Annotated in this window: 25 protein-coding genes and 1 riboswitch; of the genes, 10 read left to right on the top strand and 15 right to left on the bottom strand. The window is 43.9% G+C overall.

Features of this window, described 5'->3' with window-relative positions; genetic code table 11:
• Nucleotides 1-41 precede the first annotated feature (41 nt).
• A complete protein-coding gene (locus ACY8DX_RS14595; protein WP_082197041.1) occupies nucleotides 42-1,001 on the bottom strand; it encodes an alpha/beta hydrolase in 960 nt (319 codons plus the stop codon).
• 103 nt (nucleotides 1,002-1,104) lie between these two features.
• Nucleotides 1,105-1,281, bottom strand: a complete 177-nt coding sequence (locus tag ACY8DX_RS14600; protein ID WP_156185571.1) for a DUF4083 domain-containing protein — start codon at nucleotides 1,279-1,281, stop codon at nucleotides 1,105-1,107.
• 149 nt (nucleotides 1,282-1,430) lie between these two features.
• Here ACY8DX_RS14600 and ACY8DX_RS14605 point away from each other — a divergent pair, with 149 nt between their 5' ends.
• Nucleotides 1,431-2,072, top strand: a complete 642-nt coding sequence (locus ACY8DX_RS14605; protein WP_049670287.1) for a hypothetical protein — start codon at nucleotides 1,431-1,433, stop codon at nucleotides 2,070-2,072.
• Between the two features lie 43 nt (nucleotides 2,073-2,115).
• Here ACY8DX_RS14605 and ACY8DX_RS14610 read toward each other — a convergent pair whose 3' ends face one another.
• From ACY8DX_RS14610 to ACY8DX_RS14620, 3 genes are all read right to left on the bottom strand, one after another.
• A complete protein-coding gene (locus tag ACY8DX_RS14610; protein WP_049670286.1) occupies nucleotides 2,116-2,592 on the bottom strand; it encodes an Hsp20/alpha crystallin family protein in 477 nt (158 codons plus the stop codon).
• 174 nt (nucleotides 2,593-2,766) lie between these two features.
• Nucleotides 2,767-3,405 (bottom strand): FusB/FusC family EF-G-binding protein, encoded by a 639-nt coding sequence (locus ACY8DX_RS14615; protein ID WP_049670285.1) that lies wholly within the window; start codon nucleotides 3,403-3,405, stop codon nucleotides 2,767-2,769.
• A 129-nt stretch (nucleotides 3,406-3,534) separates the two neighbouring features.
• Complete coding sequence (locus tag ACY8DX_RS14620) at nucleotides 3,535-3,798, bottom strand: CD3324 family protein (RefSeq protein WP_462405519.1); 264 nt, start codon at nucleotides 3,796-3,798, stop codon at nucleotides 3,535-3,537.
• 336 nt (nucleotides 3,799-4,134) lie between these two features.
• Between ACY8DX_RS14620 and guaC the strand changes: the two genes are divergently transcribed.
• Nucleotides 4,135-5,118, top strand: a complete 984-nt coding sequence (gene guaC / locus ACY8DX_RS14625; RefSeq protein WP_462405520.1) for a GMP reductase — start codon at nucleotides 4,135-4,137, stop codon at nucleotides 5,116-5,118.
• 66 nt (nucleotides 5,119-5,184) lie between these two features.
• Here guaC and ACY8DX_RS14630 read toward each other — a convergent pair whose 3' ends face one another.
• The 3 genes from ACY8DX_RS14630 to ACY8DX_RS14640 all read right to left on the bottom strand — a co-directional run bounded on the left by ACY8DX_RS14630 (nucleotide 5,185) and on the right by ACY8DX_RS14640 (nucleotide 9,940).
• Nucleotides 5,185-7,227 carry an ABC transporter ATP-binding protein gene (locus ACY8DX_RS14630; RefSeq protein WP_049670282.1) on the bottom strand — a complete coding sequence of 681 codons (2,043 nt, stop codon included), beginning with the start codon at nucleotides 7,225-7,227 and terminating at the stop codon, nucleotides 5,185-5,187.
• Complete coding sequence (locus ACY8DX_RS14635) at nucleotides 7,224-8,975, bottom strand: ABC transporter ATP-binding protein (RefSeq protein WP_462405521.1); 1,752 nt, start codon at nucleotides 8,973-8,975, stop codon at nucleotides 7,224-7,226. Before ACY8DX_RS14635 ends, ACY8DX_RS14630 begins: the two co-directional genes overlap by 4 nt.
• Nucleotides 8,976-9,484: 509 nt before the next feature.
• Complete coding sequence (locus tag ACY8DX_RS14640) at nucleotides 9,485-9,940, bottom strand: GNAT family N-acetyltransferase (protein ID WP_049670280.1); 456 nt, start codon at nucleotides 9,938-9,940, stop codon at nucleotides 9,485-9,487.
• 286 nt (nucleotides 9,941-10,226) lie between these two features.
• On the opposite strand from ACY8DX_RS14640, the gene ACY8DX_RS14645 reads away from it, so the two are divergent.
• The 3 genes from ACY8DX_RS14645 to ACY8DX_RS14655 are packed head-to-tail and all read left to right on the top strand — an operon-like array spanning nucleotide 10,227 to nucleotide 11,831.
• Nucleotides 10,227-10,547 carry a PadR family transcriptional regulator gene (locus tag ACY8DX_RS14645; protein WP_439802724.1) on the top strand — a complete coding sequence of 107 codons (321 nt, stop codon included), beginning with the start codon at nucleotides 10,227-10,229 and terminating at the stop codon, nucleotides 10,545-10,547.
• Nucleotides 10,541-11,104, top strand: coding sequence for an HAAS signaling domain-containing protein (locus ACY8DX_RS14650; protein ID WP_049670279.1), 564 nt, complete (start codon nucleotides 10,541-10,543; stop codon nucleotides 11,102-11,104). The genes ACY8DX_RS14645 and ACY8DX_RS14650 overlap by 7 nt, the downstream gene beginning before the upstream one ends.
• Nucleotides 11,097-11,831, top strand: a complete 735-nt coding sequence (locus tag ACY8DX_RS14655) for a DUF4097 family beta strand repeat-containing protein (protein WP_462405522.1) — start codon at nucleotides 11,097-11,099, stop codon at nucleotides 11,829-11,831. The genes ACY8DX_RS14650 and ACY8DX_RS14655 overlap by 8 nt, the downstream gene beginning before the upstream one ends.
• 66 nt (nucleotides 11,832-11,897) lie before the next feature.
• Here ACY8DX_RS14655 and ACY8DX_RS14660 read toward each other — a convergent pair whose 3' ends face one another.
• The 5 genes from ACY8DX_RS14660 to ACY8DX_RS14680 all read right to left on the bottom strand — a co-directional run bounded on the left by ACY8DX_RS14660 (nucleotide 11,898) and on the right by ACY8DX_RS14680 (nucleotide 15,194).
• Entirely contained in the window at nucleotides 11,898-12,206 is a 309-nt protein-coding gene (locus tag ACY8DX_RS14660) for a hypothetical protein (protein ID WP_049670277.1), read from the bottom strand.
• A gap of 56 nt (nucleotides 12,207-12,262) precedes the next feature.
• Nucleotides 12,263-12,994: a DUF5694 domain-containing protein gene (locus tag ACY8DX_RS14665; protein WP_049670276.1), complete on the bottom strand. Its 732-nt coding sequence runs from the start codon at nucleotides 12,992-12,994 to the stop codon at nucleotides 12,263-12,265.
• A gap of 77 nt (nucleotides 12,995-13,071) precedes the next feature.
• Complete coding sequence (locus ACY8DX_RS14670) at nucleotides 13,072-13,275, bottom strand: zinc ribbon domain-containing protein (RefSeq protein WP_049670275.1); 204 nt, start codon at nucleotides 13,273-13,275, stop codon at nucleotides 13,072-13,074.
• Nucleotides 13,276-13,415: 140 nt separating this feature from the next.
• Nucleotides 13,416-14,210 carry an SDR family NAD(P)-dependent oxidoreductase gene (locus ACY8DX_RS14675; RefSeq protein WP_462405523.1) on the bottom strand — a complete coding sequence of 265 codons (795 nt, stop codon included), beginning with the start codon at nucleotides 14,208-14,210 and terminating at the stop codon, nucleotides 13,416-13,418.
• A gap of 15 nt (nucleotides 14,211-14,225) precedes the next feature.
• Nucleotides 14,226-15,194 (bottom strand): MBL fold metallo-hydrolase, encoded by a 969-nt coding sequence (locus ACY8DX_RS14680; protein ID WP_462405524.1) that lies wholly within the window; start codon nucleotides 15,192-15,194, stop codon nucleotides 14,226-14,228.
• Nucleotides 15,195-15,624: 430 nt separating this feature from the next.
• Here ACY8DX_RS14680 and proC point away from each other — a divergent pair, with 430 nt between their 5' ends.
• The 3 genes from proC to namA all read left to right on the top strand — a co-directional run bounded on the left by proC (nucleotide 15,625) and on the right by namA (nucleotide 17,896).
• Entirely contained in the window at nucleotides 15,625-16,473 is an 849-nt protein-coding gene (gene proC / locus ACY8DX_RS14685; protein WP_049670272.1) for a pyrroline-5-carboxylate reductase, read from the top strand.
• Between the two features lie 185 nt (nucleotides 16,474-16,658).
• Nucleotides 16,659-16,730 carry a YjcZ family sporulation protein gene (locus ACY8DX_RS14690; RefSeq protein WP_197089974.1) on the top strand — a complete coding sequence of 24 codons (72 nt, stop codon included), beginning with the start codon at nucleotides 16,659-16,661 and terminating at the stop codon, nucleotides 16,728-16,730.
• 140 nt (nucleotides 16,731-16,870) lie between these two features.
• Nucleotides 16,871-17,896 (top strand): NADPH dehydrogenase NamA, encoded by a 1,026-nt coding sequence (namA, locus tag ACY8DX_RS14695; RefSeq protein ID WP_049670271.1) that lies wholly within the window; start codon nucleotides 16,871-16,873, stop codon nucleotides 17,894-17,896.
• Between the two features lie 61 nt (nucleotides 17,897-17,957).
• Here the strand turns inward: namA and ACY8DX_RS14700 are convergent, their stop codons facing one another.
• Nucleotides 17,958-18,893: an IS30 family transposase gene (locus tag ACY8DX_RS14700; protein ID WP_462405214.1), complete on the bottom strand. Its 936-nt coding sequence runs from the start codon at nucleotides 18,891-18,893 to the stop codon at nucleotides 17,958-17,960.
• Nucleotides 18,894-19,203: 310 nt separating this feature from the next.
• On the opposite strand from ACY8DX_RS14700, the gene ACY8DX_RS14705 reads away from it, so the two are divergent.
• Both ACY8DX_RS14705 and ACY8DX_RS14710 read left to right on the top strand, forming a co-directional pair.
• Nucleotides 19,204-20,085 carry a DMT family transporter gene (locus tag ACY8DX_RS14705; RefSeq protein WP_049670270.1) on the top strand — a complete coding sequence of 294 codons (882 nt, stop codon included), beginning with the start codon at nucleotides 19,204-19,206 and terminating at the stop codon, nucleotides 20,083-20,085.
• 333 nt (nucleotides 20,086-20,418) lie between these two features.
• Nucleotides 20,419-20,549, top strand: a riboswitch (cyclic di-AMP (ydaO/yuaA leader).
• A 147-nt stretch (nucleotides 20,550-20,696) separates the two neighbouring features.
• Nucleotides 20,697-22,526: an APC family permease gene (locus ACY8DX_RS14710; protein WP_462405525.1), complete on the top strand. Its 1,830-nt coding sequence runs from the start codon at nucleotides 20,697-20,699 to the stop codon at nucleotides 22,524-22,526.
• Here ACY8DX_RS14710 and ACY8DX_RS14715 read toward each other — a convergent pair.
• Entirely contained in the window at nucleotides 22,492-22,677 is a 186-nt protein-coding gene (locus ACY8DX_RS14715) for a hypothetical protein (RefSeq protein ID WP_462405526.1), read from the bottom strand. The genes ACY8DX_RS14710 and ACY8DX_RS14715 overlap by 35 nt on opposite strands.
• Nucleotides 22,678-22,747 lie beyond the last annotated feature (70 nt).

Consider the following 22,747-nt stretch of genomic DNA (forward strand, 5'->3'; position numbering starts at 1 on the left):
AAAGCCAGCTCTGCCCAAAGCATCTAAATCATCCATTATTTTTAAGAGTCTTTAACAATGCCGGCCTTCTCAGCCGCCATTCCTTTTATCGCAGCTCCTATGTGACGAATCGCTTCCTTCCCTTGGTCAAGCGCGTCTGCCATACTGACAAAGCCATGAATCATCCCTTTATATTCCTTATATTGCACCGATACACCAGCGGCAGCAAGTGCATCTGCATACATCCTTCCCTCATCCCGAAGCGGGTCATATTCTGCCGTTAAGACAAGGGCCTTCGGAAGAGCGCTTAAATCCCCAGCCGACAGCGGGGAGGCATAAGGTGAGGTCCTGTCCTCATCACGGAGATATTGATAGGCAAACCAATTCATCATATCCTTCGTCAGAAAGTAACCCTCTGCATTCTCTTTCATGGAAGGAGTTGAAACAGTAAAGGATGTGGCAGGATAAATGAGTACTTGGCCAGCCATTTTCGGACCGCTCCGTTCCTTAGCCATCAAGGTCACGACAGCAGCCAGATTCCCTCCCGCACTGTCACCTCCGACGATGAGACAATCTCTCATCCCCCCATGCTCTTCAATATGTTTTTCCACCCACAAGAGAGCATGATAGCAATCCTCCGTCGCGACTGGAAATTTATGCTCCGGAGCAAGGCGATAATCAACTGAGACAACGATGGCCCCCGAGGCATTGGCAATCATTCTAGCCATACCGTCATGTGTATCCACACTGCCGATTACCCAGCCTCCTCCGTGAAAGAACAAAAAGACGGGATAGGGGCCGTTTCCTTCTGGAGTGTAAATTCTCGCCATAATCTCCCCATCTTCAACCGGAATCTGCACCTCCTGTATACGGCTTACCTCTTCCGGCTTTGAGCCTGTCCCCATATTTCTATTGGAAATGGCCCGATATTCCGATGGGCTAAATGAGCTAATGGTCGGTGCCCCTAGTGAAGCCTCTGCCATTTGCTCAAGAAATCCTTTGACCTGCGGATCAAGCGGCATATAGAATCCTCCTTATTCTTATCAGATGGTCACTCTATCTACCAAATTATTCCACTTGTTTGTGCTAGATTCCTTTAGGTCAATGGGCCTGTTTTCAATTCAATTATTTTTTCCTCAGCTCTTCGCTTAGTTCATTAATTTTCTTCTCCATGCGCTCAAGCTGCTCATTCCGTCTTTTACGAGAACGAATAAAGGCAATAATCCCTGTAATGAAAACTGCCAAAACAATGAAACTGAATAATTGAAAAAGGATATCCCCTGTATTAAAGCTGCTGCTCATATCATCACCTCAAATCTAGTGTATAGATTATGGTTTATTTTTACAATCACCAAATCGAAGAATAGCTATTTCTCTATAAAAAAAGGAAATAGGCTCCTACTAATCGAATTAGTAAAGAAATATATTGATAGAGAAACAAGGGGGAAAAGATGAAAAGACTAAAAATCTTGATGACGGTTGGGCTGCTTACTACGGTCCTCTACGGGTGTGAGGAATCCATTGCTTCGGAGAAGAGCAGACAAAAAGATAATACAATCAGCAGTGTTCAAAGCTTCTCCGATCGAGAGAATACCATTCTGACAACTGCAGCGGAAACGGCCATGGTATTTGACTTTCAATTGGCCAATCAGTATAAGGAAATAAAGGTCTGGGTTGAAAAATATCGCTTTGGAAAATTAATCGATGATAAATCAGGCTTGAGCGGCACGGATTCCTTTAAGGACAGCGGAACCATCGTATTTGCCGCACCAAGAAGCGTCGAAGAAGATATGCCGTTCACTTACCAGATTGGTATTGGTAACAATGGGCAATTCATGACGACAGCTCAAACAGATGAAAATCAAACAAAGGATGACCAGTTCGAAAAGATGGGAATGGTTTGGGGAAGCCTGGAAGAAGAAAAAAGCATACCCGATAATGAAGATTTCTTGTTGGGATACATCGGATTTTCCAGTGACGACAGCGGCATAAGTTCCGTAAGCAGCGAGCTTTTCCACAAGCTAGGCAATGAACAAAAAGAACTCCAAGATTATGATATTGCCTATTTAATTAAAGCGCGCTTTATCCGGTAAAAAATAACACCCGGAAATCTCGTTTCCGGGTGTCATCTATCCTTTATTCTTTATGCATGATGTTAATCTTATGTGATTTGCTGACTTCCTTTTTCGGTACATCAATATAAAGCATGCCATTTTTGCTTTCTGCTTCAATCTTGTCCACATTGATATTGCCTGGCAAGGTAAAGCTTCTGTAGAAGGACCCATAGCTATGTTCTTCCACATGCATGCGTGTATCCTTTTCCTCATGTTTGCTGCGAACACTCTTTTCTCCTTTTACGACCATCACATTGCCTTCAAGCTCAATGTCAACTTCCTCAGGATCTACTCCTGGAAGCTCCAGCTCAATCAAGTAGCTGTCTTTCTTCTCAGAAATATTCATTGCCGGAACAAGCTTGTCAGGGTCAGTAAAGAAGGAATTAGACAAAGAAAACGGCGTATCATCAAAAAAACGCTGCAATAGTCCGTTCCAGTCATTTGGGTAAGATGGCTGTACTGATTGATTTTCTGGATGTTTGTGACGAATTGGTTTCATGCTGCAATCGCTCTCCTTATAATCAATTATTGTAAAGCACAATAATCGCTATACCCTGTATGAGAGCAAATAAACTATTTAAATATATTTTTTAGCCACTTTATACTGATAAATTTTATTTCTTCTTCTCTCTTCCTTCTCTATTCACCATTATTTTTGAATAACGATATTCTTTTACAATCCTAATGCTTCCCGCATAAACGCATCAATTCGCTCAACATTTGCGAGGTGCTGATTACATTGCATACTGTCCTGACAGATATAGTGGGCAAATGCCTGATAATTCATCGACTTTCCTCTAACCTTTCTCTCTACAGAGAATAAACCGACCTCAGCCTGCTTGTGACAAAAGTGGCATAATCCCTGTTTCGATGAAGGTGTGATTCGACCGCTGATTCCCCTCAAGCTTCCATCCACGGCTTTCACGATAAATTTGCGTTCATTATGTGTCCAGCCGAAATACGTAAGCTCCTCCATTTGCTCCTGCGGAAGCAGCGGATACTGGAGTTTCTTCACCTTTCGAAAGAGTTTTGTCAGCTGAGCGTCAGATAGAGCAGGAAAAGGAATTCTCCATTTGACAAGTTCACTTAAGAATCTCTCATAATCTGCTTCTGTTCTAATTTCACTCAAGTCGTTCAGGCACTCTCTCTGATCATCCGTCAATGTCTGGAACTGTTCATACACATAGAATTGACTATTATCAATAAAGGTTTCCTGCACATGCCGATCATGAACTGTATGACGCGCATGCACAATCTGCCTTGCTTTTTCCCGAATAAAGACGTATTGGTGGTTTTCAATAAACGGTTTCATTCTTGCCTTCACCTCCGTTTTTCCATTTTATCATGCTTGACTCGCTGGATAAACATTCATCTTTCATATAAAAAGAAATTGGCACCCTGCAGAGAGCTGCCGTATTAAGCGCAGCCCCCTGCTTGGTGCCTACTTTCGATAGAGTATATTACGAATGGTATAAGGGGAGAGGCTGTACTGGTCAGCCAACTCGGTAATTGCTGCGCCTTGCCGATAAGAAGCCCTTATTTCCTCATTCCTTTTATTCGTATATTCCTTTGCCTTGGTCAAACTGCCCCATGGTTTTCTTTCTTCCTCTTTGACGGGGATATACAGTAAGTCACCGTCTATATATTGTTGAATTTCCTCAAGTAGCTCCTTTGGGAGAATTCGATTGGCTGATTGATATTTCATGTTAGGCTCGCTCCTCCATTATTTTGGTTAAATAACGAATTGAGCCTTTTATGATTGGGCGATTAAATGTGTACTACAATGCCGCTCCATATGAAGGATCGCCGCTAATAAAAGGCTTCATATGGAACGCTTGAGTATCCTGCTTTTGCATGCTGACCACCTCCATTTTTTACTCTTGCTCACTGATTATACGTCTTTCGTCCCCAAGTAAACAATAGACCTTTCCACACAGAAAAATTATCCTTTTGACTTCTGTCTGAAAGTATTGTACATTACAAAAGGACGAACATTATTACAGAACAAAATAATTTCATTCGGATATAGAGGTGCTAACTCATGAGAAAAGTATTTGATTACGAAGATATCCAGCTAATTCCCGCAAAATGCATAGTTGACAGCCGTTCAGAATGTGACACAACCGTTACACTTGGAGCTCATTCCTTCAAGCTCCCTGTCGTGCCTGCAAACATGCAAACCATTATTGATGAAAACATCGCAGTCAAGCTGGCCGAAAATGGCTATTTCTATATCATGCATCGATTCCACCCGGAAGAACGTGTTGCCTTTATTCAAAAGATGCAAGCCCGCGGGCTTATTACATCCATCAGTGTCGGTGTCAAACCAGAAGAATATGAATTTATCGAGTGTCTCGCGAAGGATGGTCTTCTTCCTGATTACATCACAATCGATATTGCACATGGTCACTCTAACTCTGTGATTAAGATGATTCAGCATATCAAGAAGTATTTGCCGGAGAGCTTTGTCATCGCCGGAAATGTCGGCACTCCTGAAGCTGTGAGAGAGCTTGAAAATGCCGGTGCTGACGCCACCAAGGTCGGTATTGGACCAGGTAAAGTATGCATTACCAAAATCAAGACTGGCTTCGGTACAGGCGGCTGGCAGCTGGCGGCTCTTCGCCTATGCGGTAAAGCTGCAACAAAGCCAATCATCGCTGACGGCGGTATCCGCACACATGGTGATATCGCGAAATCCATCCGTTTCGGAGCAACAATGGTTATGATTGGCTCCCTTTTTGCCGGGCATGAAGAATCACCAGGCGAAAGCTTTGAGATAGACGGGAAACGTTACAAGGAATATTTCGGATCCGCATCTGAATACCAAAAAGGCGAACGACGAAATGTGGAAGGCAAGAAGATGTATGTTGAGTATAAAGGACCTCTAATGGATACATTGGTTGAAATGGAACAGGACCTCCAATCCTCCATCTCCTATGCCGGCGGAAAAACACTAGAAGCAATCCGCACCGTTGACTATGTTGTCGTGAAGAATTCCATCTTTAACGGAGATCGAGTATTCTAATCTTTCATCATGCTACTTGCACAAAAAGGAGGCGTTCAATAGGAGCGCCTCCTTTCTATTTATCTATTATCCAGCCCTCTTCCCTGATTGCAGCTCATACATTTGATAATATCTGCCCTTCAAGCTCATCAGTTCATCATGGCTGCCCCGCTCAACAATCTCTCCTTTATCAAGAACCAGGATTTGGTCTGCATTCTTAATAGTTGACAGACGATGGGCAATGATAAAGGTCGTCCGTCCTTTTTTGAGGACATCCATCGCCTCTTGTATGAGTGTCTCTGTTTCCGTATCAATGCTTGATGTCGCTTCATCTAAGATAAGGATTGCTGGATTAAAGGCTAATGCCCTGGCAAAGGATATCAATTGGCGCTGACCAGAGGATAACGTACTCCCCTTCTCAACCACAGGCTCATCAAAGCCATGCTCAAGATTGGCAAGGACACGGTCTGCCCCAACATCCCTTAAAGCCTTCTCTGCTGCTTCCTTCGTAATCTTCGGATCATCAAGCGTGATATTGGAGAGAATTGTCCCTGTAAAGAGATACGGGTCCTGCAGGACAATGCCCATATGCTCCCGCAGCGTCTGCCTTGGAATATCCTTCAATTCTTTTCCATCCAGAAGAATCGCTCCTTCTTGGTAATCATAGAAACGGAATAAGAGATTCATAATGGAGCTCTTTCCGGAGCCAGTATGACCAACAAGTGCAATTGTCTCTCCTTGATTCGCCTCAAAGCTAATATTCTTCAAGACGTGTTCTCCTTCTTTATAACCAAACGACACTTCTTTAAATTCGACATGTCCATTCAAGCGTGCTATCCGCTTATCCTCGACATCTGTTCCGTTTTCGTCCAGAAGAGAGAATACACGTTCTCCGGCAACCATCGCTTGTTCAAAATTGGCGAATTGGTTGACAATCCCCGAAATAGGGTGAAATAGCCTGTTTAAATAATTGACCATCGCATACAGCACCCCAAGCGTTACAACAGATTCACCCGAAGCGGCAAGTCCGCCGAAGTACCAGATAAAGAGCGTCAGCGTAATGACGCGGAAGGCACCGACAAGATTTCCGTTCAAGAGAGAATTCAAGCGCTGCATTTTGCTCTGGTAAATATAATGCTCTGAGTTCAGTTCCTCAAACTCTGCCTGCGTCTCCTTCTCACGCCGGAATGCCTGAATGATGGTCATCCCATTGATGGATTCATTGATCATTGCATTGATATCACTGATTCTAGCTCGGATGACCCGGTTATATTTCGTCGCAAATTTACGGAACACAATCGTCCATACGATGAGAATCGGGATGACCAAGAGCGTGATCGCTCCAAGCTTTGGACTAAGTAAAAACAAGGCGATAATTATCCCAATGATGTTCACCGTGCTTGAGAAGAAATTTGCGAGCACTCTGACATACAGTTCGCGGATAGCCTCTGTGTCATTCGTAATACGCGCGACCAGCTTCCCTGCTGGCAAATTATCAAAGTATCGGATTGGAAGGCGCTGAATATGAGCAAATACCTCCATCCGCATGGATTGAATAATCCGATTGGCTGCTTTCTGTAAATAATAGCTCTGCCCATATTGGAAGAAGAAGGCTACGACCATAATGGCGAAATAAATCAAAATCAACTTGATGATTCGATTAATCTCCGGCTCATAAAACTGCATAATCTCCGTGCCTGACAGTTTAGCCGCTTCATATTCAGCCGTCTTTCCGCCATTGGTAACAGTCAATTTCCCCTCTTCATAGGAGCGTTCTCCATCAAACTTAAGCGGCTCGTTCAGGAAGAGGAAGGTGGTTCCCGTCTGGACAACGGAAACTGCCTCTCCGCTCCATTCCCCCTCTTGCAGATAAGCCTCCCGCTTATACCATTTCCCTTCAAACTGGACGGCATCCTCCGTCTTTTCTGTCTCTACCCATGGCTCTTCTATTCCCATAATATGATTATCGATAATATTCTTCCCGATATAAGGGCCAATGAGTTCAGCCGCAACAGAAATAGAGAGCATGATGAGGGCGAGAATAATCGTGCCTTTGAAGCGGACCGCATAGCGGTACAGACGCTTCATCGTTTTCGCACTGGATTCCGTTTGTTCGAGATGTTCATTCATGCGCTCACCCCCGTATTCGCCTCAACTTGCTGGCGTTCAAATTGTTCCTTGTACCAGCCGCCCTTCAAGACTAAATCTTCATGAGTGCCCTCTTCGATGACCCTTCCGTCATCAAGGACAATAATCCAGTCGGCATGCTGTACCGCAGACAGGCGATGCGTTGTAATCATCGTCGTTTTCCCGCTTCGTTCTTCTTGAATATTCTTAATAATGGTCGTCTCTGTCTTCGCATCGACCGCTGACAAAGAATCATCCAATATCAAAATCTCCGGATTCTTAATCAATGCTCTTGCGATAGAGATTCGCTGCTTCTGACCGCCTGACAGCGCGATTCCCTTTTCTCCCACTAATGTTTCAAGTTCATTCGGCAGCATGATTAGGTCCTTCTCAAAATCAGCTAAGCGGATGGCTCTCCAGAACTCTTCCTCTGTCGCATTTTTATTACCGAAGAGAATATTCTCCCGAATGGTCTTTGAGAATAAGACATGATCCTGCGGTACATAGCCAATCCAGTCACGCACTCCATCAAGCGGCTGCTTCTCAATTGGGATATCCGCAATTGCAAGGACTCCCTCACCAGTAGGATACTCACGCAGCAGCTGCTTGATAAAGGTCGTCTTCCCGCTGCCTGTTTTCCCGACAATCCCGATGGTCTCCCCCTTGCCGATATTGACATTTACTTCAGCGAGATTATCTACCTTCGAGGAAGGGTAACGGAAACGGACATCTTCATAAGCAACGGTTGCCGGGTCTTCAACCTCAACCGGCTCTTCCACATTCTTGACATCCGCCTCATAGCTGAGCGTTTCATTCATCCTATCAAGCGAGGCATTCCCTCTCTGCATAATATTAATCAGTTCGCCAATGGCAATCATCGGCCATATCAGCATCGTCAAGTAGACATTGAATGTGACAAGCTGACCGATAGAGAGTTGCTGGGCAAAAACGAGATTAGCCCCATACCCAAGGCTGATCAGATAACTGATACCGATAACAAAGGTAATGACCGGATCAAAGAAGGAATCCACCTTAGCTACATCCATGTTCTTCTTATACACATCCTCCGTCATTTCCTCAAAGCGTTTCTCATCCGCCCGCTCCTGAACATAGGCACGAATTACACGGACACCGGCAACCGATTCCAGTACCTTATCGTTCAGCTCGCCGAAGGCATCCTGCGCAGCTGTGAAATACTCATGAATCTTCTTGCCGCCCTTATTCACGGCCCACGCCATAAGCGGCAGGGGCAGAAAGGCCGCAAGCGTCAATTCCCAGCTGATCGTAATCGCCATTGTGAGCAAGATTGCCAGCATATAGAGCGATGAATCCATCAAAGTCAAAATTCCGTAACCCGCGGTAACAGAAATGGATTTCAGATCATTCGTCGCCCTTGCCATTAAATCGCCGGTCCGATTCTTCTCGTAAAAGGTCGGCGTCATCTTCAAAAGATGGCCCATAAAGCCCGAACGCAGCTTTCTCTCAAGGACAAATGCCCCGCTAAAGAGCTGATAATTCCAAATATAGGTCAAACCATATAAGGAAACGATCAGGGCAATCATCCACCAAATATAAGTCATCAGTGTATCATTCGTCATGGTTCCCATCCCAATATCATCAATGGCCATTCCGACCAGCATTGGCGGCAGAACCTCAAGCACATTCACCACATTCAATAGAATGATAGCAACCGTATATCGTATCCAATGTTCTTTAAAAAACCATCCTAATTTCTTAAAAACCGAAAACATTCCATCCCCTCCTCATCTTCATTCCGCTATCTGTTATGGCTACGTACTGTTCATCGATTCCTCTTTTGAAATCTTGACCGTGAATAAACGTCTCATCATCTTCATTCCTCCCTTTTATTCATAACCTTATCAACCAACAAAAAAAGACTGCAGCGGTGCCGGCGAGGCGCCCTTATATCCGAAAGAATCCATAAAGACGTGAAAACACGCCCTTACAATCCTAACGAACACAAGGGGCTCACACAGCAGCGTGCAGCCTTTCGTTCAAAACGAATGGTTAACCTCGTTTATCGAAACAAGAGGACTGCACAATGAATATGAACATCAGTTGAAATAAATACTGGTTTTACTCTTTTCATCGTACAGCCCTCCTTTCATTGGTAAGTGAATTGGTTATTTACTTAACATAGGTTACTACTTTTGGAATTGTTAGTCAATTGTAAATTTAAAAAATTTAAAAAATTAAGCTAATGCCCACTAACTCGCAAGCCTGCAAGCCCCTCATATCCTCACAGTTCCTTCGTCATGAACACACTATTTGGATCATCCCAATAATCGGCAAAAGGCGGACAATAGGTAAATCCAAAGCTTTCATACAGCTTTCGGGCTGGAGAGAAGGCTTCCATCGAGCCCGTCTCTAAGGAAAGCCTTCTGTATCCTCGCTTACGGGCTTCGTCTATTATGAAAGCAAGCAATGCTCTTGCAGTGCCTTTGCGCAAATGAGCTGCAGCCGTACGCATTGATTTGATTTCACCATGTTGGGAATCAAGCTCCTTTAACGCTCCGCAGCCTAATAACTCTCCATTCTCCCAGGCACTCCATACGGTTACATCCGGTTTCCTCAGTTCCTCAAGACCAAGAGCATGGATGCTCTCAGGAGGAGAAGTCAGATACATGCCTGCGAGATGTTCACTTATTAAATCAGCCATCTCCCTGCTTGATAAATCGTCTAGTTTAATTTTCATTTCCGTCCGCACCTTCCTATGACACGATTGTGATGAGTTAAGTATAGCAACTTCACACTTTCTTTAAAGATTTATTATAGAAATAAATCTGCCTAGTCTTAGATTCAATTGATACTGTAGAAAGACAAAAGTTCACTACACTTATCCCATTCATTTTAAGATGGTTTTAAATGATGAATTTGTACATTTGTTAATTTTTTAAAACTACCTTGCAATAAATAGTACTAAATGTCATACTATAGATACTACCTAAGATTATATAATAGCTCAGAAAGGAGGGTACGAAGTGAATGTCCAATTTAAGAAAGGTGTGCTGGAGTTATGTGTTCTTGTTCTTGTGAATAAGCGGGACCGGTACGGCTATGAGCTCGTGCAGGAGATCTCCCATAAATTCGAAATCTCCGAAGGGGCCGTTTACCCTCTTCTAAGACGCCTCACAAAGGAAGAGTTTTTTACAACCTACCTTAAAGAATCGACAGAAGGACCTTCACGAAAGTATTATCATATGACACAAAGTGGTCGTACCTATATGGAACAATTGATAGAGGAGTGGCGTACATTTTCTATTGGTGTTAATCAAATTATTAAAGAGGGTGAAGAGTGTTGAACAAAGAAGCATTCATGAAAGAACTAGCTGAACAGCTTCGCGGGCTCCCGCCAAATGAGCAGGCTGAAATTCTTGCAGATTATGCCGAGTATTTCGACCTTGGCTTGCTAGAGGGAAAAACAGAACAAGAGATTGCCTTAGGCCTTGGTTCACCAAAAACAATAGCGAAAGAGTTGGTGCTTAATAGCTCCATCGAAAAAACTGAACATAACCTCTCCATGACTAATGTTCTTCGTATAATCGGCCTGACCATTGGACTAGGATTCTTGAATTTTCTCCTTATTGTCGGCCCAATGATTGCCATCGTCAGCATCCTGTTTGCCGGATGGATTGCCAGTATAACCATGATTGCCGCTCCCATCATCCAATTAGCCGAGATTTTGTTTGATTTCAATCATTTCTCCCTTTTTGAGGTTTTCGTCTCTATTGGGGCTTGCGGCCTTGGTCTTCTCCTGTTCATCGGGATGTACCATCTATCCAAACTCTCCATGAGACTGACCATTCGTTATTGCAAATGGAATATGAACATTGTGAAGGGCAGGGAATCATATGTTTAAAAAGATTTTCATTACTGGAGTCCTATTAATAGCCATTGGCGGTATCGGCGCCCTTCTTACAGCAAAGTCTTACTTCTCCGCTTCAGAGCAGGAAAAGAGTGCCACGACTTTCGCTGACGTCATCATTGACGAAATTGACATTAAAGGTAATCTTGGTTCTCTAACGATTCAACAAACGGATGGGGATGCTGTCACGGTTGAATCAATTGGACCAAAGAAAGGCCAATCGATTAATATCGAACAAGATGGGCGCACACTTAAAATATCAACACCTAATCAAGCTGGCATTAATTTTGGTATCCAGTTCAACAAGCAAGCAACCGATATAATTATTCATCTTCCAGAAAAGACCTTTCGGCAAATCACTGCAGATACTGAAGTGGGCTCAATTGACATTTCAGGCATCAATGCGGAAATTATTAAATGTGAATCAGAGGTTGGGGATATCAATATCAAGGATTCTGCCGGAAAACTTGTCTTAAAAAATGAGATAGGCAATATTAACATTAAAGTCCCGGCAATAAAAGCGTCTATTACCGCCAGCAACGAGATTGGCGATATTGCGGTTTCTATTAGTGAAACACCCAAGGACCATTATATTAGTGCTAATTCAGAAATCGGTAGCATTCAAATATTCGGAAAGAAATCGAGCAGCTATATGAGCGGTAATGGCAGCATCGCTGTTGATTTGAAAACAGAGGTTGGCGACATAGACCTTACTAACTAATCTAAAGAACAATGAACCAAAAAAGCACGAATGTATTCATCCACATTCGTGCTTTTACATACAAAGCTATTCTGCTCCCGCCTTTTTCTGGCTTGCTGTCTCAAGTGCAATGACGGCGGCTGTAACTAGATGCATGATCATCCCTAAAAATGGGATAAACCCGACGACCGAGGTGATAATGCCAACGATATTACCAGCCGCTTTTTCCCCTGCCTTGGTCGAGAAAACGACAAGTATAATATGAAAAATAAACATAATTCCAAGTGGAGCCCAGCCTGTGGCTAATATGATCATTCCGCCTAAAATCGGAATTCCTAAAAATGCTTCTATTCCGGCCGAAATCCATTTCAATAAACGTAATGTGTCGCGATCCATCCTACTCTCCTCCTTCCCCGCATAGGATAAAAACATTTCGAACGATTCACATATCTTTAAGTTAAGTATAAGCTTGCAGGAACCACTTCGACAAGATTGCTCTCCCTCAAAAACTGCGAAACTAAATGAATATGTGAGCTGCCTATGAGCAATACAACACGGTCATCAGGAGCGGTTATAAGTTCAGCCAGATTCTTGTAAATAATCAGGTTCCTCTGATACCACCAACGCAGCCAATCAATCCCGACGTATTCCTCCCCTTTGCCAATTCGTGCAACAGTCATGTTTAACTCATGACCTAATTGTATCTCACTCTCTTGATTATACTCCTTCATCAGTTCATAAATGGACTTAGAGCCTGACTTTTCACGGATTGGCTTCTGATACTTTTCTTCAATCTCCTTATATAGGTCGGGCTGGTGTTCCTTTGCCCAATCATACACCTGTCCAATACCTCTGTTCCCAACCGATTCCATCCAATCAACGGCATATACTTGGTCATGCTCAAGCTCTTCAGCGATACGAAATCCAAATTGATAGACTTCATCAACCCCAAGTTCAAACTCCCCCCGCTGATAGCTTTGATACTCCTCATTTAAACGTTCATTCTCACTCTTAACCACTTCGAATGCCATCTTCGTAGGCTTAAAAGCTTTTACCCGTTCGATCACTTGCCTGATCTCCCGTTGTCTTTCCGCAAGTCCAATATCCCCTACATCCAGCCTGAACATATCCGCCGTGTAACGCATATGAAAGGTACCAAGCACCATCACTTTTGGTTTTTCCATACATTCTCCCTTGTATAGATATTTTTTTTAAATTAGGCAATGTTCCTCTTAAAGCTCTTGGTGAGTTCTTGCTTTCATCACCCGAAAAACAAGTCAATGATATTCGATGACTTCGAGGATTGCTTATTATAGAATTCTGAATATCCACAATTCTTACAATACACGACGATGAACGTATTATGCTGAACGTCCAGAAACTTCGATAACCCCGTTCCTGTCATCGCCACTTCCTTCTTACCCGCATCCCTGCTTCCGCATTTTACACAGCCTTTATCAGCCATAGTTCTTCTCCTCTCATGTCATTCATTATTTATAATTCCATTACGAAGGACAACAGGAAAAGGTTTCAACTATTATCGAGATAACCCGCAAAAAAAGAGGTACATACCCCTATAAAATGGTCATGTACCTGTTGTTGTTTTTACTTTTTATTAAATTGGCTTCTCCCTAATGTCTCAAAGGTTCGTGGGAAGAGACTGTAAATTTTGCTGCCCGCATTCATCCAGCCCGGAGCATTGATCTCCCGCTTCCCTGTCATCATCGCATCCACGATTCTTCCGGCAAGCTTCACCGGGTCAATCATGAGCCGGTCAATATTCTTTATGTAGGTTCCTTCCTTATCAGCGATGTTAAAGAAATTGGTCCGAATAGGCCCTGGATTAACAGAGGTTACATATACGTGCCTGCCGTGCATTTCCATGCGCAAGGAGTTCGTGAATCCTAGAACAGCATGCTTCGTTGCAGAATAAACACTTGATTTTGGCGTAGCCATCTTTCCTGCCTGCGAGGCGATATTGATGATGTGTCCCGAGCGGCGGCTCACCATGTCAGGAAGCACAAGCTTCGTGCACGTAATTAAGCCGAGCACATTTGTCTCGATCATGCCTTCTGCCTCATCCAAATCCATCTCAAGCACCGTATCAAAAACACCGAAACCGGCGTTATTAACGAGTATATCAATCGGTCCGACCTCTTGCTTGATTTTCTTAAAGGTTTCTTCTATTTTCTCGCGCTTCGATACATCAAGGCTATAGACATGGGCTTTAATGGAATATTTCGTCATCAATTCATCACGAAGGGCCGCGAGCTTGTCATAGCTTCTCGCCATCAAGACCAGGTTCGCACCGTTCTTGGCTGCCTGCCTCGCTATCTCCATTCCTAGCCCCCCGGAAGCACCCGTGACAGCGATGGTCTTGCCTTTAATCCGTTCATTCATTTCTGTACCACTTCCTTATTCTTCGGTCATTACTCTATAATATAACACACCCTCTGCATCCTGCTTCTCCACTTTATGAATGGATTCCAAATAATCCAGCTGTCCTAATGTCTCAAACAAAGCAAGAGCAGGGTCCCTTCTGATCGCTTTCGGGAATAACTGTATAGCAAGCTCTAAAATCGTGCTCTGTCCATCGCCGATTAAATCCTTCATCACATGCATGGCCCGTTCATGCTGCATGATTAATCTCTTTTCAATTAAGCTGTAGGGGTCCATAATATTATCCCCATGGCCGGAGTAGACAATATTCAGCTTCTCCTTTGAAATCCGCTTCAGGCTCTCGTTCAGCTGAAGCTGCGGCCTAACCCTTTCATCCCCCTTTTTCTTCGGAGGCTCAAGAATAGGGTTTGGTGAAATCTTTCCAATCAGCAGGTCACCACCAATTAGACTGCCTGTCGCTTCATGATAGAAAGAGAGATGCCCCTGCGAGTGTCCGAATGTCTCCATGACAATCCAATCCTCATGTCCAGGTATCCTGTCTCCCTCTTTCAAATATCCCGTCAAAGGCTTGGAGCCGGAATATGTGTACATGGATTCCACATTATTGGCGTATTTCATGTATTCCTTTGGCACACCCATTTTCTTAGACATTTCCGTAAAATACTCACGCTGCCAATCGAGAAATTCTTCACTTCTAATCAGGTAACGCTGATTATCCTCATGGCCAAGCAGCTCTTTGCCTTCAAAAAGGTCCACTAATCCGCAATGATCGGAATGATGATGGGTTAAGATAACCTGATCGATATCTGAGATGGTGTAGCCGCGGTCATTCAACTGGCTTTCAAGGGCATTTTCCGCCTCTTTCGTTTTGATGCCTGCATCAACCAAGGTTAGTTTCTGGCCCTCTATCAGAAATACATTGACATCTCCGACCGCAAAAGGTGTCGGCAGGATGATTTTTTCGGCTACCTTTGTCTGTGTCATCTCAGCATTTCTCCCTATACTTGTTTTTATCATTATTTTTACATAATTTGGTTCGAAATTCTATCCTTTTCACTCATTCACCATTATTTAATATCCCAGCCCTTGACATTACGCGCAGTTTTTTGCATAATGCCTATAACTATAACGTACAATGAAACAATATCGGCAATGATAAAGGTCAAGTAAACAAGCCTTATGGCGCAAGAGATTGGGACCCCCGGCTGCAAGGCCCCATCGCCCTCTATCCTTGTTGAACCTCCCTTTTGAGCTTTTCAGGAAAACCTGAACGTTCCGCTAACGTTACAAGGCATAGAGTTGTGAACCATCCCTGCGTTCTTTCGGTTCACAAATGAAGGTGGTACCACGGAAGAATAGCCTTTCGTCCTTTACGGATGAAAGGCTTTTATTGTTTTTAAAGGAGGACATACGAATGGATAAGAAAATCGCATTTCTTGGGGCTGGGTCTATGGCCGAGGCCCTCATCTCAGGATTGGCCGCCCGCGAAGGCAGTCACCCTGAAAATATTTGGATCAGCAACCGCAGCAATGACACACAGCTGGCAAGACTTCAACAAGAATACGGCGTTACACCGTCTCGGGACCTCTCCTCCCTCTTAAACGGGTCAGATGTTGTCATCATTGCCGTAAAACCAAAGGATGTCCTGGCTATTCTCTCACAGGTTAAGAAATATTTACGTAAGGACATGCTGCTGATTTCTGTTGCGGCAGGCATATCCACCGCCAGCCTTAAATCCATCGTGGAAATTGACATGCCGATTATTCGAGCGATGCCCAATACGTCTGCGGCAGTCGGTAAATCCGCGACGGCTCTCTGCGGCAATGAATATGTGAAAGATAAAGATAAACAGCTGGCGAAGGAGATCTTCGGGACTGTTGGCATGGCTGTTTATACCGAAGAAGATAAGATGGATGCCGTCACCGGTCTTTCAGGAAGCGGTCCTGCCTATATTTATTATTTAATCGAAGCAATGCAGCAATCAGCTGAGCAGATTGGCCTCGAGCCCCAGGATGCCCAAAGACTAATCATCCAAACCTTGATGGGTGCAGCGGAAATGGTCCATACATCTGATAAAACACCCCAAACGCTTCGTAAGGAGGTCACAAGTCCAGGAGGCACAACTGAAGCCGGCATTCGCATATTAGAGGAAAAAGGGGTTAAGGAAGCCCTAATTGAATGCATCAAGAAAGCCACGCACCGTTCCAGTGAAATGGGGGAAGAGCTGTCAAAAAAAATCAGCCAAGGGATTCTGTCAAATTAGACCTAAAACACCTTATCTTGAAATAAAGGCAGCGCGCTTCCATATTTGTCCAAACGATTTCTTTCTTTCTCCATATGCTATATACAGGAATAGGGGTTAACAAGCTACAATTCCCTAATTCCTATTCTTCCATTAAGGAGGTGTCACATATGAGTGAAGGTAAAGGGTCTTACGGCGGACACGGTATGGGAAGCTTCGCTTTCATTGTTGTTCTGTTCATTTTGCTTATAATTGTTGGTGCTTCTTTTGTTTACTAAGTAGCACACCCACTTAAAGAGGGGGTTGGCATAAGCTATTGCTTTGCCAGCCTTTTCTTCCTTCCATTTCCCTGGAAACAAACTAATCGCATCTCTATATAGGGTATTGTTATAATGATGGCACAAGGAGGGATTTTCAGATGAAATCAAAGCAACCATTATTATTTGAACCATATACAATTAAGGATGTCACATTCAAAAACCGGATTGTGATGGCGCCAATGTGCATGTACTCAAGCCATAACAAGGATGGGAAAGTCGATAACTGGCATCTTGCCCACTATACAAGCCGAGCGGTCGGTCAAGTTGGATTGATTGTGGTCGAAGCCACATCCGTCACCCCGCAAGGCCGAATCAGCGACCAGGATTTAGGGATCTGGGAGGATGGCCAGATTGAAGGGCTACATACATTGACATCCATGATGAAAGAATACGGAACCGTACCTGGCATTCAGCTTGCACATGCCGGAAGAAAAGCTGGAGTTGACGGGGAAATCATTGCCCCTTCTGCCGCTCCATTCAAAGAAGGCGATAAAACACCAAAGGCCATGACGAAAGAAGAAATCAAAGAAACGGTCGAAGCCTTTAAGCAGGGAGCTGTCCGTGCCAAGAAAGCAGGCTTTGAGGTCATTGAGATTCATGCCGCTCATGGCTATTTAATCAATGAATTCCTTAGCCCTGCCGTCAATACCCGCACAGATGAATACGGCGGCACCAAAGAGAACCAATACCGTTTCCTTCACGAAATTATTGAAGCTGTTAAAACGGTATGGGATGGGCCGCTCTTTGTCCGTATTTCTGCAAATGATTACAGCAAGGATGGCTATACAGCAGAGGATTATGTCCAATATGCGAAATGGATGAAGGAGGATGGAGTTGATTTGGTGGACATCAGCTCAGGTGGTGTTCTTCCTGTACCTGTTCCTAGCTATCCAGGCTATCAGGTTCCTTTCTCTGAAACCATCAAGCATGGTGCTGATATCGCAACAGGTGCTGTCGGCTTGATTACAACTGGCATACAGGCAGAGGAAATCATCCAAAATAACCGAGCAGACCTTATCTTCCTTGGGCGCGAACTTCTGCGCGATCCATACTGGCCGAAGAATGCTGCCAAGGAACTCCGTTACGAAATTACGCCCCCTGTTCAATACCGATTCGGATGGTAACCATAAAAATGGATGGAGACCGACTATGGTTTCCATCCATTTTTTTTTATAAGATAGTTTGTCAAATTAAGTGCACCAGTTCTTCCTCAAACGCCTCGTATGCAGTTTTCCAGCCAAGGCATTTCCTTGGTCGATTGTTGATAAGTTGAAGAGCCTGTTTCATCTCCTCAGGTTTCACTTGATCAAAATTCGTTTGTTTGGGGAAGAACTCTCGCAGTAAGCCATTACTATTTTCATTACTCCCACGCTGCCATGAGGAATAAGCATCTGCAAAATAGACTTGAACGTTTAATTCCTTTTCAAGCACATTGTAGCAACTAAATTCTTTCCCACGATCGGTTGTAGCCGTTTGAATCGCACCTTCTGGTAATTGTCGATGTAATTGTTTGACAGCTGTTTCCATCGATGACGCAGAACGATCAGGGATTAGAATCCCCATATACCAACGTGTTTTACGCTCAATGAATGTGGCAACACAGCCTTTTGCCTGCCCGCGACCTGAAACAACGGTATCTAGTTCCCAATGCCCAAATGTTTCTCTTTTACGGACCTCTTTCGGTCGTTTCGAAATAGGAGTACCGATATTGAACCGTCCTCTTGTTTCACGAGGTTTCTGACGTTTTCCTTTTTGACGGAGGACCGTTAAAGGCACTTCTAACAAACCACTATAAATCCAACGATAGATGCTTTTATAGCTCAGTTTCCCTTGATATAAACGTCCTATAATCTGTTCTGGTGACCAGGTATCATTCAGCTTTTCTTGAACCATTTGTTTTAACTCTGGTGTTAATTTCGTCTTCGCACCACAGTTCGATTTATTCGCCTGATAACGGACATGCGCTTCCTCCACCGAGCAATTAGCATGGCGACGTAGTTCTCTTGAGATGGTTGATGGACTCCGGTTTAGGCGTACGGCAATCTCCCTAATGGTACAGCCTAAATCAACATACGTTTCTATTTTTGCCCGTTCAGTTATGGTAAGATGGGTATAGCTCATGACGATTCCTCCTCTGAATGTTTGTGTGGTAACTAACATTTTACACGAGGTCGTCATGGGCTTCTTTTATTTTGACTGAGAGGTGTTGCACTTAATATTACAATTCATCATAATCAAATTGATTAGCAGACAAACATTTTGATAGGATTAATAAAACGACGATACTAAAGGAGTGAACGAACATGTTTCTAGCACCATTATTCGAAAATGATGTTCCAGCCGTATTCTCCCGCTCTTAACGGAGAGAATCAGAAGAGCTGCTTCTCTCCGTAAGGGCCATGATAGCCTATAATAATACGGAGGGTACCCAATGAAAAAAACATTAATTGGTTCATTATATTTAACAGCAGCTTCAAGTATATGGGGCGGCATGTATGTTGTCGTCAAACATATCGTAGAGGTTATTCCACCATTAGAGCTGGTTTGGATGCGTTATGTCATCGCACTTGTCACACTCATTATCATTGGATTAGCGAGCAAACAAAAGTGGCAGATGAAACAGAAACATATTCTTCTCGTCATTACGATTTCTCTGATCGGCTATGTTCTCTCCATCCTCACGCAAGAAACCGGGACTATGCTTTCCACTGCGCAAATGGGCGCCATCATCACATCAACGACACCTGCATTTATGGTCCTGTTCGCCAGTATCCTTCTGAAAGAACGATTAACATTCAAAAAAGCGTCATCCGTCAGCTTGGCCACCATTGGCGTCATTGCCATTGTCGGCATTGATGATATTGATATGTCCAGCACACTCGGGGGACTATCACTCATTATCGCAGCCTTGACTTGGGCCCTGATGTCCGTATTGATCAAGCTTTTGCCAACCCGGTATTCCCAGATTGTCGTGACTACCTATGCGGTTCTCATTGCGGTGGTCGTTTTAACGCCATTTGTTATTGTAAGATACCCGCAGGTTTCGCTGAATGAATTGGTACAGCCAAATATTTGGGGCGGACTCCTTTATCTAGGAATCATATCTACCTCCCTCGCCTTCCTCTTGTGGAACCGCGGACTGCAAATGCTCAATGCCTCAAGCGGCGGCATCTTCTTTTTCTTCCAGCCGGTAGTGGGTACATTTTTGGGCTGGGCAATCTTAGGAGAAACCATCAGTATGACCTTCTGGGTTGGCTCATTCTTGATTCTGATTGGGGTACTCATCGCCATTAGGGAGCCGCAGGAAGAATAAACGACTATATCATACTCTTTAACACAAATGATTCTATTATCATTTGTGTTTTTCATTTTCCTAGAATATCAATAACTATCTGACTTTCCCTTTCTATCAGCTACATAAAGAATCGTCCTTAAACTAGACTGAAGTTGAACACGAGTGATTCACAAGCCTGCTAAGAGGGAGACGATGTTTTTTTAACATATTAGCATTCTTATTTACTGATTATGCCTTAGTCATACGCCGATGAACAATCCTGTTTTTTGTCGAAATATTTATTTTCAGTTTTTGCCATTTACCCCATTTACTTTCTTCATTTATGGGAGTATGATAATTTTCAGTTTCAGATTTTCTAAATCGCTGAGACCGTATGGTGCGGGGGACCCAAATGTTTCTTGGGGTGAATCCTTATTAAAAGGTAGGGCTACTCATGGCCCGAATCCGTCAGCTAACCTCGTAAGCGTTATTTGAGAAGGAAGGTGGAACTTGTGATGCCAAGACTAACATCCTAGGTGTCTGCAAGTCTATTTCTCATTGGACTTGCAGGCATTTTTTATTCCAAAGGTTTATTCCTTTCGAAGAAAATGTCTGTTTATTCACGAAACTAAACAGGCAAGGTGATGAATATGTTTTATTATTCGCTGAAAAGAAGACTGATCGGTAAACCATTAAAATCAACTCAATTATCTGAACAAAGATTGAATAAAACCAAGGCACTGGCCATCCTATCATCGGATGCTCTCTCATCTGTGGCATACGGACCAGAGCAAATCCTGATTGTCTTAATGACCATCGGAATGGCGGCGTTCTGGTATTCAATCCCGATTGCGGCTGGAGTGGTCATCCTGCTTGCTATCATCATCCTTTCATACCGGCAAATTATATATGCCTATCCGCATGGCGGCGGAGCCTATATGGTATCAAAGGAAAACCTAGGGATGAATCCCGGTCTGATTGCCGGCGGTTCGTTGTTCATTGATTATATTTTGACCGTAGCTGTCAGTGTATCAGCAGGAACAGATGCGATTACATCTGCTATTCCTGCACTCTATGATTACAGGGTCTATTTAGCCGTCGGACTTGTGTTTTTGTTAACAGTGCTGAATTTGCGGGGATTAAATGAGTCAGCCTCTATTCTGGCCTATCCCGTGTACTTATTTATTTTCGCTGTATTTATCATGATTGCCGCGGGCCTATATCATATCGCAGCAGGTGATGTATCCCCTGCCGCTCATTCGCCAATGGGAGCACCTGTGACAGGGATCACGCTCTTTCTGCTGCTCAGGGCGTTTGCTTCCGGAAGCTCTGCATTAACAGGGGTTGAGGCCATCTCGAATGCGATTCCGAACTTCAAGCATCCGGAGCCGGTGAATGCCGCAAAGACCTTGTCCTATATGGGAATCTTATTGGCACTCCTTTTCTCAGGAATTGTCTTCATTAGTTATTATTACGGAGCAGCTCCCGCATTGAAGGAGACCGTTGTCTCTCAGGTAGCCGCGGAAATATTCGGAAGAGGAGGTTTTTACTACTTCATTCAAGGAACAACCGCCCTCATTCTTGTACTTGCGGCTAATACAGGCTACTCAGCCTTCCCGTTGCTGGCGGTTAACTTAACGAATGATCAATTCCTGCCAAGGATGTTTCGGATGCGAGGCGACCGACTCGGGTATTCAAACGGGATCATCTTTCTAGGCGTAACAGCAAGTATCTTGATTATCGCTTTTCAAGTTCACACCGAGCATCTCATCCCGCTTTATGCTGTCGGAGTATTCATTCCCTTCACCCTTGCCCAGGCCGGGATGATGAGAAAATGGCTGAAGGAGAAACCAGGGGGCTGGCGTTCGAAGTTAGCAATCAATACAGCCGGTGCCATCATTTGTTTCATTGTCATGATGATGTTCTTCTTGACCAAATTCCAGCAGGTTTGGCCAGTGCTTATCTTCCTTCCGATTGTCATTTGGGTGTTCCACCAAATCCGCAAGCATTATATCGCAGTCGGTGAACAGCTCAAAATCACGAAGGAAACCGAGGCATTGCCGCCGGATGGGAATGTCATCATTGTCCCGGTATCCGGCATCACACGTGTGGTGGATAATTCCTTGAAATATGCCCGCTCCCTCTCCCCAGATCGGCTGATAGCCGTTTATGTGGCATTTGAGAAGGAGGATATCAAGGCATTCGAGAAGAAATGGGAGTCCTGGCAGCCAGATGTGAAGCTTGTTACCTTATATTCGCCATATCGGAGTATCATCCAGCCGCTGAATAAATTTATCAATATTGTCGAGAAAAAAGCCAGGGAGGCCAATTTCCAAGTAACGGTCATATTCCCGCAGTTCATCCCAAAAAAAGGCTGGCATAACTTCCTGCATAATCAATCCAGCTTTATGATCAGGGCAAACCTGCTATATCGTAAGAACTTGATCATAACCATTGTGCCGTATCATTTAATGAAGTGAGATCATGTAATACCAAAAGAGAGAGCAAGGTGGTTTTCAGGTCGATTATCCATTTTAGGTCACTGTAGTAGCCGGCTTTTTCCTGCTCCCTCCTTTTAAGTGAAACAGCCAAAATAGATGTCACCTTTGCCTGCCTTGTTCGTCCTCTCATCAGGATTCCTGCTTGGGTTCAGGCGGACTGTCTTTTAAACAAGAATGGCCCTCAAGAGAAGGATTCCTTA

The organism is Gracilibacillus sp. Marseille-QA3620 (genome assembly GCF_054950035.1).